At 58.5% G+C, this 12,225-nt stretch carries 13 protein-coding genes; 1 reads left to right on the top strand and 12 read right to left on the bottom strand.

The window, feature by feature from the left end:
* Positions 1-93: 93 nt before the first annotated feature.
* A complete protein-coding gene (fusA, locus tag ACQUTD_RS03515; protein WP_473273729.1) occupies positions 94-2,193 on the bottom strand; it encodes an elongation factor G in 2,100 nt (699 codons plus the stop codon).
* 210 nt (positions 2,194-2,403) lie between these two features.
* Here fusA and ACQUTD_RS03510 point away from each other — a divergent pair, with 210 nt between their 5' ends.
* Positions 2,404-2,709: an ArsR/SmtB family transcription factor gene (locus ACQUTD_RS03510; protein WP_072568998.1), complete on the top strand. Its 306-nt coding sequence runs from the start codon at positions 2,404-2,406 to the stop codon at positions 2,707-2,709.
* A gap of 41 nt (positions 2,710-2,750) precedes the next feature.
* On the opposite strand, the gene ACQUTD_RS03505 is transcribed toward ACQUTD_RS03510, so the two are convergent.
* The 11 genes from ACQUTD_RS03505 to dacD all read right to left on the bottom strand — a co-directional run bounded on the left by ACQUTD_RS03505 (position 2,751) and on the right by dacD (position 12,083).
* The gene (locus ACQUTD_RS03505) at positions 2,751-3,053 is read right to left on the bottom strand and encodes a helix-turn-helix domain-containing protein (protein ID WP_321987706.1); all 303 of its coding nucleotides are present in this window, start codon (positions 3,051-3,053) and stop codon (positions 2,751-2,753) included.
* A gap of 4 nt (positions 3,054-3,057) precedes the next feature.
* Positions 3,058-3,411: a type II toxin-antitoxin system RelE/ParE family toxin gene (locus ACQUTD_RS03500; protein WP_473273728.1), complete on the bottom strand. Its 354-nt coding sequence runs from the start codon at positions 3,409-3,411 to the stop codon at positions 3,058-3,060.
* Between the two features lie 209 nt (positions 3,412-3,620).
* The gene (gene cobT / locus ACQUTD_RS03495; protein WP_473273727.1) at positions 3,621-4,676 is read right to left on the bottom strand and encodes a nicotinate-nucleotide--dimethylbenzimidazole phosphoribosyltransferase; all 1,056 of its coding nucleotides are present in this window, start codon (positions 4,674-4,676) and stop codon (positions 3,621-3,623) included.
* Between the two features lie 20 nt (positions 4,677-4,696).
* Positions 4,697-5,437 (bottom strand): adenosylcobinamide-GDP ribazoletransferase, encoded by a 741-nt coding sequence (gene cobS / locus ACQUTD_RS03490; protein WP_473273725.1) that lies wholly within the window; start codon positions 5,435-5,437, stop codon positions 4,697-4,699.
* Complete coding sequence (cobU, locus tag ACQUTD_RS03485) at positions 5,434-5,979, bottom strand: bifunctional adenosylcobinamide kinase/adenosylcobinamide-phosphate guanylyltransferase (RefSeq protein WP_473273724.1); 546 nt, start codon at positions 5,977-5,979, stop codon at positions 5,434-5,436. The genes cobS and cobU overlap by 4 nt, the downstream gene beginning before the upstream one ends.
* Positions 5,976-7,511 carry a cobyric acid synthase gene (locus ACQUTD_RS03480; protein WP_473273723.1) on the bottom strand — a complete coding sequence of 512 codons (1,536 nt, stop codon included), beginning with the start codon at positions 7,509-7,511 and terminating at the stop codon, positions 5,976-5,978. Before ACQUTD_RS03480 ends, cobU begins: the two co-directional genes overlap by 4 nt.
* Complete coding sequence (cbiB, locus tag ACQUTD_RS03475; protein ID WP_473273722.1) at positions 7,508-8,470, bottom strand: adenosylcobinamide-phosphate synthase CbiB; 963 nt, start codon at positions 8,468-8,470, stop codon at positions 7,508-7,510. Before cbiB ends, ACQUTD_RS03480 begins: the two co-directional genes overlap by 4 nt.
* Before the next feature lie 132 nt (positions 8,471-8,602).
* On the bottom strand, positions 8,603-8,938 hold the full coding sequence (locus tag ACQUTD_RS03470) for a DUF496 family protein (protein ID WP_072569006.1): 336 nt from the start codon (positions 8,936-8,938) through the stop codon (positions 8,603-8,605).
* A 166-nt stretch (positions 8,939-9,104) separates the two neighbouring features.
* Positions 9,105-10,163: an FUSC family protein gene (locus tag ACQUTD_RS03465; protein WP_473273721.1), complete on the bottom strand. Its 1,059-nt coding sequence runs from the start codon at positions 10,161-10,163 to the stop codon at positions 9,105-9,107.
* Positions 10,164-10,322: 159 nt separating this feature from the next.
* Positions 10,323-10,796: a DNA gyrase inhibitor SbmC gene (gene sbmC, locus ACQUTD_RS03460; protein WP_072569008.1), complete on the bottom strand. Its 474-nt coding sequence runs from the start codon at positions 10,794-10,796 to the stop codon at positions 10,323-10,325.
* Between the two features lie 129 nt (positions 10,797-10,925).
* The gene (gene dacD, locus ACQUTD_RS03455; protein ID WP_473273720.1) at positions 10,926-12,083 is read right to left on the bottom strand and encodes a serine-type D-Ala-D-Ala carboxypeptidase DacD; all 1,158 of its coding nucleotides are present in this window, start codon (positions 12,081-12,083) and stop codon (positions 10,926-10,928) included.
* Positions 12,084-12,225: the final 142 nt, after the last annotated feature.

Genomic DNA, 12,225 nt, shown 5'->3' with positions numbered 1-12,225 from the left:
TTTATAGTTTATTCCTATAGTAATTCATAATTCCCACAAAAAAACCCACCATAAATAATGGTGGGTTGTCTCGTTAAACCTAATAACGACTCATCACTTCGCGCGGCTGGCGATGATCGCCTCCGCCACGTTGCGCGGCGCTTCAGCATAGTGATGGAACTCCATGCTGTAGGTCGCGCGTCCCTGTGACATCGAGCGTAGCGTGGTGGCATAGCCGAACATTTCCGCCAGCGGCACATCGGCGCGGATGATCTGGCTGCCGAAACGCTCTTCCATGCCCTGCACCAGACCGCGCCGGGAGCTGAGATCGCCCATGATATTACCGGCGTACTCTTCCGGGGTTTCCACCTCGACATGCATCATGGGTTCGAGGATCGCCGGATCAGCGCGTTTCGCCCCCTCCTTAAAGCCGAAAATCGCCGCCATGCGGAACGCCATCTCCGAAGAGTCGACGTCGTGATAGGAGCCAAAGGTCAGCGTCACTTTCACGTCCACCACCGGATAGCCCGCCAGCACCCCATTATTCAGCGCTTCACGGATGCCCTTTTCCACCGACGGAATGTATTCCCGCGGTACCACGCCGCCTTTGGTGGCGTCTTCAAAAACGAAGCCCTTGCCCGCTTCCTGCGGCTCGAGCGTCAGCACCACATGACCGTACTGGCCTTTGCCGCCGGACTGGCGCACGAATTTGCCTTCCACCTCTTTAACCGTTTTGCGCAGCGTTTCGCGGTAGGTCACCTGCGGGCGACCGATGTTCGCCTCAACGCCGAATTCACGTTTCATGCGGTCAACAATGATCTCGAGATGCAGCTCGCCCATACCGGAAATAATGGTCTGCCCGGACTCTTCGTCGGTGTGCAGACGGAACGACGGATCTTCCGAAGCCAGTCGTTGCAGGGCAATACCCATTTTTTCCTGATCCGCTTTGGTCTTCGGCTCAATAGCCAGCGAGATCACCGGGTCCGGGAACTCCATGCGCTCAAGAGTGATCACCGCCGCCGGATCGGTCAGGGTATCGCCGGTGGTCACGTCTTTAAGCCCGACGCAGGCGGCGATATCGCCTGCCCGCAGCTCGTCCACTTCCAGCCGGTCATTGGCCTGCATCTGCACGATGCGGCCGATGCGCTCTTTTTTGCCTTTCACCGGGTTGTACACCGCGTCGCCTTTTTTCAGCACGCCGGAATAGACGCGGATAAAGGTCAACTGCCCGACGTAGGGGTCAGTCATCAGCTTGAACGCCAGCGCCGAGAAGGGTTCATTGTCGTCCGCATGACGTTCGATGGTGTCGCCCTTCTCATCCACGCCTTTGATGGCGGGAATATCCAGCGGCGATGGCATCAGTTCAACCACCGCATCAAGCATGCGCTGTACGCCTTTGTTTTTAAAGGCGCTGCCGCAGAGCATCGGCTGGATCTCACCTGCGACGGTGCGGGCGCGCAGCCCGGCGATGATCTCCGCTTCGCTGAGATCGCCGGTTTCCAGATAGCGATCCATCAGGGTTTCAGTGGCTTCCGCCGCCGCCGAAACCATTTTTTCCCGCCACTGCTGCGCGGTTGCCAGTAAATCGTCCGGCACCGGCGCATAGCTGAAGGTCATGCCCTGGGTGGCGTAGTCCCACACAATGGCGCGCATTTTGATCAAATCGACCACACCGCTGAAGTGCTCTTCGCTGCCGATGGGGATAACAATGGGCACCGGATTGGCTTTCAGGCGGTCGATCATCATCTGCACCACGCGGAAGAAATCCGCGCCGGGGCGGTCCATTTTGTTGACGAAGGCAAGACGCGGCACATGGTATTTGTTGGCCTGCCGCCAGACGGTTTCCGATTGCGGCTGTACGCCGCCCACCGAGTCATAGACCATAACCGCACCGTCGAGCACGCGCATGGAGCGTTCCACTTCTATGGTGAAATCAACGTGCCCCGGGGTGTCGATAATATTGATGCGATGCGGTTCAAAGCTGTGATCCATGCCAGGCCAGAAACAGCTGACCGCCGCTGAGGTAATGGTGATCCCGCGCTCCTGCTCCTGCGCCATCCAGTCCGTAATTGCAGCGCCATCGTGAACCTCACCCAGTTTGTGGCTCACGCCGGTGTAAAACAGGATACGTTCGGTAGTGGTGGTTTTCCCCGCATCGATATGGGCAGAAATACCAATATTACGATAGCGTTCAAGGGGGATGGGTCGGGGCATGATGCGTCCTTAGTCAGTTTGACAGTAAGCGACCGGCATGGTCGCGGGAGTTAACCAGGATCATCATAGTCCAATTGTACGAGTATATTCGAACTATTTTAGCTATAGTTATAGTTGATAATCTGGTGCGCCTGGCGCGTGGTATTGCCCGCCGCCTTCCAGTATATTACCCGGCCTGCTGTACCCTTTGTCTGAACATTACGGAGCGCTATGATCGCCAATCACCCTGAACGTGAACAAATCCGCCTTGAAAATGTGCTTTTCGCGCTGGGCAATCCCCTGCGGCTGGACATTGTGAAAACCCTGGCTGATGAGGGCGAACAGGCTTGCGGCGCGCTGCGCAGGGATGTGGCCAAGTCCACCATGACTCACCACTGGCGCGTACTGCGCGACAGCGGCGTGATCTGGCAGCGCCCGCAGGGGCGGGAGAATTTAATTTCCCTGCGCCGCGAGGATCTGGATGCGCGCTTTCCGGGCCTGATGGATATTTTGCTGAACGTGATGCATACGGAATAAACCATCATGACGGGCACAGACGCCCGTCGGCAGGCCGGTAATCAGAGACTGAAGCCATAATGAGAACCGTCGGGCAGCTCAATATCCAGACGCAGCTTACCGCCCGCCGCCTCAACATAGCGTTTTAACGATGAAAGTTTTAAATCGCGACCTGGTTTTTCCATGCCCGCCACCGTTGGCTGTTTGACGCCCAACGCCTGTGCCATGTCATTCTGGGTTTTGCGCACTTTTTCACGCAGCTCAGCAAGATGAATATTAAGCAGAATGTCCGCCGCCTGCGCTTCGGCGTTTGCCACGACGGCAGGATTTTCTTGCGCCAGAATTTGCGTCAGCGTTCTTCCCATCAGATTACCCCTTACGGTTAATTTTTTTCAGATGTTCGGCATACTCTTGTTCGGCAAGCGGCAGCATCACATCATAAAAGCGTTTCTCATTGCCCACTTTACTGCCTGCGCACAGGACGATCCCGGTGCGCATAACATCGAAGGCAAAAAAAGCACGGATCGGATCGCCGCGACTCTGGATACGCAGCTCCTTCATATTGGCGTAGCGTGAACCTTTGATGGTGTCTGCATAAGGCCTGGGCAGATGCGGCCCTTTGGCCCTCAATACCAGCAGCGACGCCAGAATGCATTCCCGATCGGTATCATTTTGCATGCTGTACCAGGTATCGAATCTGTCCGTTGTTTCAATTACCCACATCTGCGCCCCTCAATAATATAGGTCAAAAGTTATATAGGTGCAAACCTATAAAAGAGAATGTGCACAATAAAATGCCGCATTACAGCCAGACAGTTGTCACGCCGGAAGGCGCCTTCAGAAAAATCGATGGTTGTTGCAGAGCATGCGGAATAAATGCGGTGAGGATCGGAAAGACGGATGCCGGGCGGCATATGCCCGGCGCTCGTATATCAGGTTTCCGGCAGCTCAATATGGCTGTCAGCGAGCGTACCCATCTGGTGATGCATGGCACAGGCGGCGTCGATAAGGGGCATCGCCAGCGCCGCGCCGCTGCCTTCGCCGAGCCGCATTCCCATATTCAGATACGGCTCCAGCCCCAGCTGCGCGAGGGCGATTTGCGCGCCCTTCTCCGCCGATAAATGTGAGGGAATGAGATAGGGCTTCACCGCTGGTGCGATACGGCAGGCCGCCAGCGCCGAGGCGTAAGAGAGATAACCGTCGAGCACCACCGGCAGGCCGCAGGAGGCCGCGCCGAGCATGACGCCGGTCATGCCCAGCAGATCGTAGCCCCCCAGTTTCGCCAGCACGTCCAGTCCGTCCTGCGCATCAGGCTGATTCACTGCTATTGCCCGCCTGACCACCTCCGCTTTATGGGGCAACTGCGAGGGCGGCAGATTCGCGCCTATGCCGACCACGTCTTCAGGCTGCGCGCCGGTAAATACGCTGACCATCGCCGCGGCTGGGGTGGTATTCGCCATACCCAGCTCGCCGACGCCGAACACCGTCACGCCCCGGGCCGCCAGTTCGCGGGTATAACGGATGATGTCAAGCAGCAGCGCCTGCGCCTGTTCGCGGGGCATTGCCGGGCCAGCCGCGATGTTGCCGCTGCCGCGCGCCATTTTCATATTGAGGATGCCGGGAATGGGATCGCTGTCGATCCCCACGTCCACCACCAGCACTTGTGCCCCCGCCTGCGCTGCCAGTACGCAGACGCCGGTATTGTTGCGTGTCATGTTGGCGGCCTGGATTGCGGTGACAAACTGCGGCGAGAAGGTCACCCCTTCCTGCCAGACCCCGTGATCGGCGCACATCACCACAATGGCTTTATCCGGCAGCGCGGTTTTGCCTTTCAGCCCCGGCAGACCGGCGAGCTGTACCGCCAGCGCTTCCAGCCGCCCGAGGCTGCCCGGTGGTTTAAGCAGCCCGTCGATATGCCGTTGTGCGGCGACCATGGCCGCGTCATCAGGAGCCGGGATCGGCGGGAATAGATCGGTCAGTGTCTGCATGATGGTTCTCAGTGTGCGGGCTAGCGAAGCAGCGCCAGCATAAAAATGACTTCACCCAGTTCGATGGCGGCACCGAGCGTGTCCCCGGTCTGCCCGCCAAGCGTGCGTTTGAGCATCAGGCCGAGCAGGTAAATGGCGACGAGCGTTATCGTCAGCGCCAGCAGTCCCGTTATGCCCAACAGCATCGCCGCCAGTAAAGCGGTGATACCCAGCGTGATCAACGTCTGCGCCAGACTGATTTTGCCGATAAACAGGTTGCCGAGTCCCTCCTCGCGCGCATAGCGATGCCCGTACATCAGCAGCACGGAACCACCGCGTCCGGCGGCGCAGGCGGCGATCAGCACTGTCAGCACTGGCATATCGCGCAGGGCCAGTTCGGCGATGACCAGCATTTTCGCCAGCAGCACGACGATCAGCGCCAGGCCGCCGTGGGTGCCCAGCCGACTGTCGCGCATGATCGCCAGCATCCGCTCCCGCGTACGGGCGGAAAATACGCCGTCGCAGGTGTCCGCCAGCCCGTCGAGATGGAAACCGCCGGTGAGCAGCGCCAGCGCCAGCACGCTGAACAGCGCCGCCAGCGGGATGCCGCACCAGCCGTCGAGCAGGATAAACACCAGCCCGCCAAGCGCGCCGAGCACCACGCCCACCAGCGGAAAGGTGACGATACCGCGCACGTACTGCTCTACCGCCAGTCCCTGCATAAAGCGTTCCGGCACCGGGATGCGGCTCATAAAGGCAAGCGTTGCCAGAAAGAGTTTCATTTGATTTTGACTCCAATACCGGACACCACCAGCCAGACGTCATCGGCGGCCTGCGCCAGCCGCTGATTCACCCGCCCGGCGATATCACGAAAATGCCGCGCCAGCCGGTTTTCCGGCACAATTCCCATCCCCACTTCGTTAGTGACCAGTACCACCGACGACGGGCAGCGCTGACAGGCGACAATCAGCGCCTCGATCTGCTGCTGCACGCTGGCTTCCAGCGCCTGAAAATCCCAGCTGTCGGGATCGCTGACGCCGCCCAGGGCAAACAGCTGGTTGGTGATGAGCGTGGTGATGCACTCCAGCAAAATCGCCTCCTGCGGATCGTTATCCGGGGTAATGATATCGTCCAGCTGCTGCCAGCGCTCCTCGGTGCGCCAGTGCGCCGGGCGGCTATCACGGTGATGCTGGATCCGGGCGGCCATCTCCTCATCAAAAATCTGTGAAGTGGCGATATACAGCACGCGTGGTGATGCGCTGAGCAGTGATTCCGCATGGAGGCTCTTGCCGCTGCGCGCGCCGCCGGTGACAAGGGTGATCATGCTGGCTCCTTATGCTCGCGCATAATCTGGTAGATTTTTTCGATGTCGATATGGCTGCGCATGGTCTCCGCCAGCCGGTCAAACTGCTGCGCTTTGTGATCCTGCCAGCTGAAGCCTGACGCCAGCGGCGGCAGATTTTTGCGCTGGCGCAGGCCGTTGATCACCGCGCGGGTAAAGGCATCGCTGTCGAACAGGCCATGCAGGTAGGTGCCAAACACCAGACCGTCGTCGCTCACCGCGCCATCTGCCACGCGTTGCCCCTGTTTTTCCAGCCACAGCGCCGGGCGGCAGCCTTCGTGCCGCGTGGTGTCGCCCATATGGATTTCATAGCCGCTGAGCGGCATATCGCGGGCTCCCGCCAGCCAGCCGGGAAGCGTTGTGCCGCTGCGCGCTGTCACTTTTGTGGTGGTTTTCTGCGGCGCAAAGATCGTCTCCACCGGCAGGAAGCCTAAGCCCGGTTGCCTGCCCATGTGTGACTCCACGTCATCGGTGATGGTTTCGCCGAGCATCTGATAGCCGCCGCAGATGCCGAACACCGGCACCCCGGCGTGATGTAACTGCACCACCGCCTGCGCCAGCCCGCACTCCCGCAGCCAGTGCAGATCGCCCAGGGTATTTTTACTGCCCGGCAGGATCAGCAGATCGCAGTGTTCCAGCTCATCGGAATGACGCACGTACCGCAGCCGCACGTCCGGCTGTGCCGCCAGCGCGTTAAAATCAGTGAAGTTAGAGATATGCGGCAGTTGCACCACGGCGATGGTGATCTCCCGTTCGCCGGTATGCCGGTATTTGCCGCGTTGCAGGGCCACGCCGTCTTCATCTTCCAGATCGATGTCCAGCCACGGCATCACGCCCAGCACAGGCACGCCGGTTAAGGCTTCGATTTGCCGCAGGCCGGAGGTCAGCAGCGCCACGTCGCCGCGAAATTTATTGATGATCACCCCTTTCACGCGCCAGCGTTCGTGCTCCTGCAACAGCGCGAGGGTGCCGTAGATGGCGGCAAATACGCCGCCGCGATCGATGTCCGCCACCAGGATCACCGGGCATGCGGCCATTTCCGCCATACCCATGTTGACGATATCACGGTCGCGCAGGTTGATCTCCGCCGGGCTGCCCGCGCCTTCCAGCACCAGCACCTCGTACTCCTGCGCCAGGCTCCGGTAAACGCCGATAATCTGCTCACGCAGTTGCGGCTTGAAGTCGTGATAGCTGACGGCGTCCATGTGGCTGGCGACTTTACCCATCAGCACGATCTGCGCATGGCGGTCGCCGGTGGGTTTTAACAGCACCGGGTTCATGCGCACATCAGGCTCGATACCTGCCGCCTCCGCCTGAAAAATCTGCGCGCGGCCCATTTCGTGGCCGTCCGGCGTGATGCCGGAATTGAGCGCCATGTTCTGCGATTTGAACGGCGCGGTGCGCAGGCCGTCCTGGCGGAAAATCCGGCACAGCCCGGCGACCAGCATGCTTTTACCCACATCCGAGGCGGTGCCCTGCACCATAATGGCTAAGGGTTGCGGTGATTGATTCATAATTGCCATCCGGAGAACGCCAGATGCACCAGCGCGAACAGTACCAGCGCCAGGGTAGAGGCGACCCACATCAGTTGTACGGCGCGGGGAATGTCATCCACATGGATCTCACGACGCGCGTCGCCAATCCAGGGTTTGTCCACCCGCTGACCAAAATAGTTATTCGGACCGCCCAGGCGAATACCCAGCGCACCGGCGACGGTGGCCTCCGGCCAGGCGCAGTTGGGGCTGCTGTGATTACGGCGATCCCGGAAACCAATCCGCAGGGCGCTGGCGGCATCCTGACGGCACAGCCAGGCCGCAAGGCTGAACAGCAGCCAGCTGAGCCTGGCGGGAATAAAATTCGCCACATCGTCCATGCGCGCGCTGACCATACCGATGGCGCGGTATTTTTCGTGCTTGTAGCCGACCATCGAATCCAGGGTGTTCACCGCTTTGTAGGCCATCGCCAGCGGCGCGCCGCCGAGCAGCAGAAAGAACAGCGGGGCTATCACGCCATCGACGGTATTTTCCGCCACGGTTTCCACCACCGCGCGCTGGATTTGCGCAGGCTGAAGTGCGGAGGTGTCGCGCCCGACGATCCATGACAGTTTTTCCCGGCTTTCTTCCAGCGTGCCGTGACGGAGGGCCTTTTCCACGTCGCGGGCGCTGTCGTCGAGGCAACGCGTCGCCAGAATAGTGTAGATCATCCATACCTCCACCAGCCAGCCGACCCACGGGTGCAGCGCCGTTGCCAGCGTGATGACGCCAGAGGCAACGCCCCAACTTATCCCCACCACCAGCAGCCACATGATGCCGCCGCCGATGCGCAGGGTAATATCCTGCCTGCAAAGGCGGCGCACCTGCCGCTGGGCGATCGTAATGAGCGCGCCGATCCAGCGTACCGGATGCGGCCAGTGCGGCGGATCGCCAAGCCAGCGGTCAAGCAGCCAGGCGGCACACCAGGCAAGCAGCGTCATGGCCTTTGCCTTAGGGAAAGGGAAAACTGAACGATCATAGATAGCCGGTAAAAGTGGAGGTTTGTCATCACTTTACACGGATGCGCGACGGGGGAACAGAACGGTGAGGGAGAGTCCCTCACCGCAAAGGAATTACTCGGCTTTAGGTTCGTGGGTTTTCATTTCACCCATGGTCTTGAGCTTTTTGGAGATCTCGCGACGCTCTTTGGAGATCTCGGCGTTTTTGATGATGTAGTCATCAACGCGATCTTCGTAATCGCTTTTCATGCTGGCGATGATGCCCTGGATGGCTTCAACGCTCATGCCCGGCTTGATGTAATCGCTCAGGTTATCCAGCAGCAGCACGCGTTTCTGGTTATCACGGATCTTTTTCTCAACGTCCTGGATTTCACGCTGGAGTTTGTTTTTACGACGGAACAGACGAACAAATTCCAGAACATCCTGAAACGAAGGCTTAGTAGTTTCCATTTTTACACCCCTGCTAATATAAGATTCGGATTCGTAAAAGCACCCACCCCGGCTCAACACTACTTTCAGCGGCTGCTAATGACAATGCTTTTGTGCCTGCGGGTATCATAACCCTAATTTATGCTGAATCGAAACAACACGCACGCATCCCCTGCACAGGTGGAGCTTATTTGCGCAGTGCGCGACAAATCAAATGCGACAGCAGTTCAAGCTGACGCGCCAGTTCCATACTTAACCATACATAGCCGTGCATCGGCGTTTCCGCCAGGGTTTCCCCCTGATGCGCCTGAATAAGCTCCCGCAGTTCACGGGTGATGTCGTTAAGCTTTTCGCTGTTCGCCACTATCGGCTGCGGGTTACCCTCGTAGAGCGCATGGGCAATGGTCAGCAGAGTCTGCTGCGTCATGTTTTGCATGTCACGCAGGTTATGGGCATTCAGCATCACCATATGGCTGGCGCGCGAGGCCCAGTGGGCATTGATTTGCAGCTCCAGTATGCACACCATATTGCGGCTCACCGTCTGGATCGCCTCAAAGATGGATTTTTGAATACGCGTCTCTTTGCTGGCGGGCGTGATAAGCCCGCGCATTTTCACCACGTCGTTAAGGATGGTTTGCAGGTGCTTTTCCAGCCGCGGACGTTCCACCAGGTTCGGTGAAAACCCCGCCTGATAGACGCGGTTAAAGGCGGTGACATAATTCGCCATCTGAATGCGCCAGTGGATAAAGGCGCGCTGCGGCCAGATACTGGTAAAAAGCATCGCCAGCAGGGAACCGAGAATGACATCGCCCCCGCGCCACAGCGCCGTATGCATATCCCCCGCGGGGGCACCCACCACCACCGCCAGGGTGATGCCGATCAGCAGCGCCTGATAGGGCTTTTTGCCGAGCGCCAGCCAGCCGCAGAGGAACATGGCCGCTGCGCACCACAGCAACATCACCGGCAGCGAAATCAACTCCAGCTTTAACGCCACCAGCCCCAGCGCCGAGCCAAAAATAGTGCCGCCGATGCGCTCCCAGGCGCGCGGTACCACGTTGCCCAGAAAAGAGATCGGCCCCATGATCACCACCAGCGTGATCAGCGGCCATGTGCCTTCGGGAACCTGAAGTAAGCGCACCAGTAAGAACGTCAGAATAAACGCCAGCGCGATCCGCACCCCGTGGACAATACGATAGTGACGGTAGAGACGAATTTCAAAAGGGCTGAGTGATTTGTCGGGGCGCACACCCGTTCTCCGGCTAAAACAACAAAGGCGCAATTGTAGCGGCTTTTTACCAGGCGATTTCCGCGTTATGGCCTGAATGATGGCAAAAATGACGATTTACTCGCCAGTCGCGCCATAAACGCCTCCAGGATCAATTCTGAAGGCTGGGCCAAAACGCCGTCAGAGCACTTTTGGCTCGACGGGGATATGCATGTCGATCTCCCAGTGCCCTTCGCCGCTGTCGACATTAAGATAGATCTCAAAGCACGGACCCCGTGCAATCTGGTAATTCTGATCCGCTAACAGCGTGTCGAAGAATCCGTCCCAGGCCTGCTGGAAATCCTCGTTTTCAACGCGCGCGCGGGCTACCGCATAAGCGCCGCCGGGCAGTTCGGTGAGCATCACACCTTCGCTGTTTTCCGGCAGGACAAAGTCTTCATCCACCGCGATCACCACATCGGCACGCAGCTTTTCAGCTGGTACTTCATCGGGATTGTCGTAATAGGCCGCGATCCACTCTAGGGGCTGCAGCTGCTTACTCTTCACCCACAGGGTCAGCTGTTCGAAGCCCTGCTTTACGGTTTTTTCCCACGGCCCCACCAGATGAAAACCGGCAATCTTACGCGAATCAACGTCTTTGATTTGATAGTCCATTGCTGCCTCCGACGAATTTAACTGTATGGATACACACTATAAGTGATGCAAAATCACTCTACACCCACCAGTTTGTCAGTATGCGAGCAGGCTCGCATACTCGCCAGTCAGTCAGCTGAATGCTTAAGATTAATGATGGAACCAGTCGTTTATGCGCGAGAATACCCCGCCTTTACCGACGCTCTCCAGGGTGTACAGCGGCCAGTGGGCGATGACTTTGTCGCGATCGTAAAGCGCGATCTCCCCCACCTGCTGATGCGCCGCTATCGGCGCCTGTAAATCTTTGTTGGTCAGGGTGTATTTTGCCTTAATGTAAGGCACTTCTGATTTGGGCAGCGCCAGCCAGAAATCCTGCCCGGTGCCAACCGCCACCTGTTTTTTATCGCCGAACCAGATGCGCTCGCTGCCGACCTTCTGACCCTGGCGCAGCACCTGCACCGTATCAAAATTCTGCTGGCCCCAGTGCAGCAGTTTACGCGCCTGGTCTTCGCGTCCTTTCGGACTGTCGGCACCCATGATCACTGAAATCAGGCGGCGCTGCCCGTCGACGGCAGAGGCAACAATGTTGAAGCCTGCGCCGGAAGTGTGGCCGGTTTTCAGCCCATCCACATTGAGCGTTTTATCCCACAACAGGCCATTGCGGTTCTGCTGGGTAATGCCGTTCCACGTCAGGCTTTTCTCACTGTACATATGATAAAACTGCGGTTCCCCGTGGATAATAGCGCGGGAGAGTACCGCCAGATCCCAGGCGGAGCTGTGCTGCCCCGGCGCATCGAGGCCATGCACGGTTTCAAAATGGGTGTCGCGCAGGTGCAGCTTCTGCACGTAATCGTTCATCATCTTCACAAACTGCGGCTGGCCGCCCGCCACATGATCCGCCAGCGCCACGCAGGCGTCATTGCCGGAATCGACGATCAGCCCGCGGCTGAGATCGCGCACCGTGACGCGGTCGCCCGGTTTGATAAACATCAGCGAGGAGCCGTCAAACACCGGATTGCCTTTCGCCCAGGCGTCCGGACCGACCGTTACCACGTCGTCCGGGGTGATGCGGTGGCTGTCAATGGCGCGATCGACAACGTAGCCGGTCATCAGCTTGGTCAGGCTGGCCGGGTTGCGCTGTTGATGTTCATTGCCCGCGGTTAATACCTGGCCGGTGGTGTAATCCATTAAAACCCAGGACGCGGCCTGGATTTGCGGTGGCTGAGGGGTGACGGGTAAATCGGCAGCCAGCGCAGAATTCACGCAAACAGCAATACATGATGCGGCAATAAACAAACGGCGTTTCAACGGGAGATCCTCTGATTCAGGTAAATGGCTGACCTTTTTACGGAATTTCTTATGTCGTTACTCCGTTTAATTGCAAAGAAATGTGACAGCGACGGCGGCGGGCCTGATGACTGCTCGCAAAATCAGCAGCCGGATGGCATTT

This window comes from Enterobacter sp. K510 (genome assembly GCF_055804875.1).
The sequence above is the reverse complement of the archived record's forward strand: the minus strand, read 5'-3'. Positions and strand labels throughout refer to the sequence as shown.

Coding starts and splice junctions, on each gene's coding strand:
- fusA (WP_473273729.1), bottom strand. CDS start 2,193: ATGCCCCGACCCATCCCCCTTGAACGCTATCGTAATATTGGTATTTCT.
- ACQUTD_RS03510 (WP_072568998.1), top strand. CDS start 2,404: ATGATCGCCAATCACCCTGAACGTGAACAAATCCGCCTTGAAAATGTG.
- ACQUTD_RS03505 (WP_321987706.1), bottom strand. CDS start 3,053: ATGGGAAGAACGCTGACGCAAATTCTGGCGCAAGAAAATCCTGCCGTC.
- ACQUTD_RS03500 (WP_473273728.1), bottom strand. CDS start 3,411: ATGTGGGTAATTGAAACAACGGACAGATTCGATACCTGGTACAGCATG.
- cobT (WP_473273727.1), bottom strand. CDS start 4,676: ATGCAGACACTGACCGATCTATTCCCGCCGATCCCGGCTCCTGATGAC.
- cobS (WP_473273725.1), bottom strand. CDS start 5,437: ATGAAACTCTTTCTGGCAACGCTTGCCTTTATGAGCCGCATCCCGGTG.
- cobU (WP_473273724.1), bottom strand. CDS start 5,979: ATGATCACCCTTGTCACCGGCGGCGCGCGCAGCGGCAAGAGCCTCCAT.
- ACQUTD_RS03480 (WP_473273723.1), bottom strand. CDS start 7,511: ATGAATCAATCACCGCAACCCTTAGCCATTATGGTGCAGGGCACCGCC.
- cbiB (WP_473273722.1), bottom strand. CDS start 8,470: ATGACGCTGCTTGCCTGGTGTGCCGCCTGGCTGCTTGACCGCTGGCTT.
- ACQUTD_RS03470 (WP_072569006.1), bottom strand. CDS start 8,938: ATGGAAACTACTAAGCCTTCGTTTCAGGATGTTCTGGAATTTGTTCGT.
- sbmC (WP_072569008.1), bottom strand. CDS start 10,796: ATGGACTATCAAATCAAAGACGTTGATTCGCGTAAGATTGCCGGTTTT.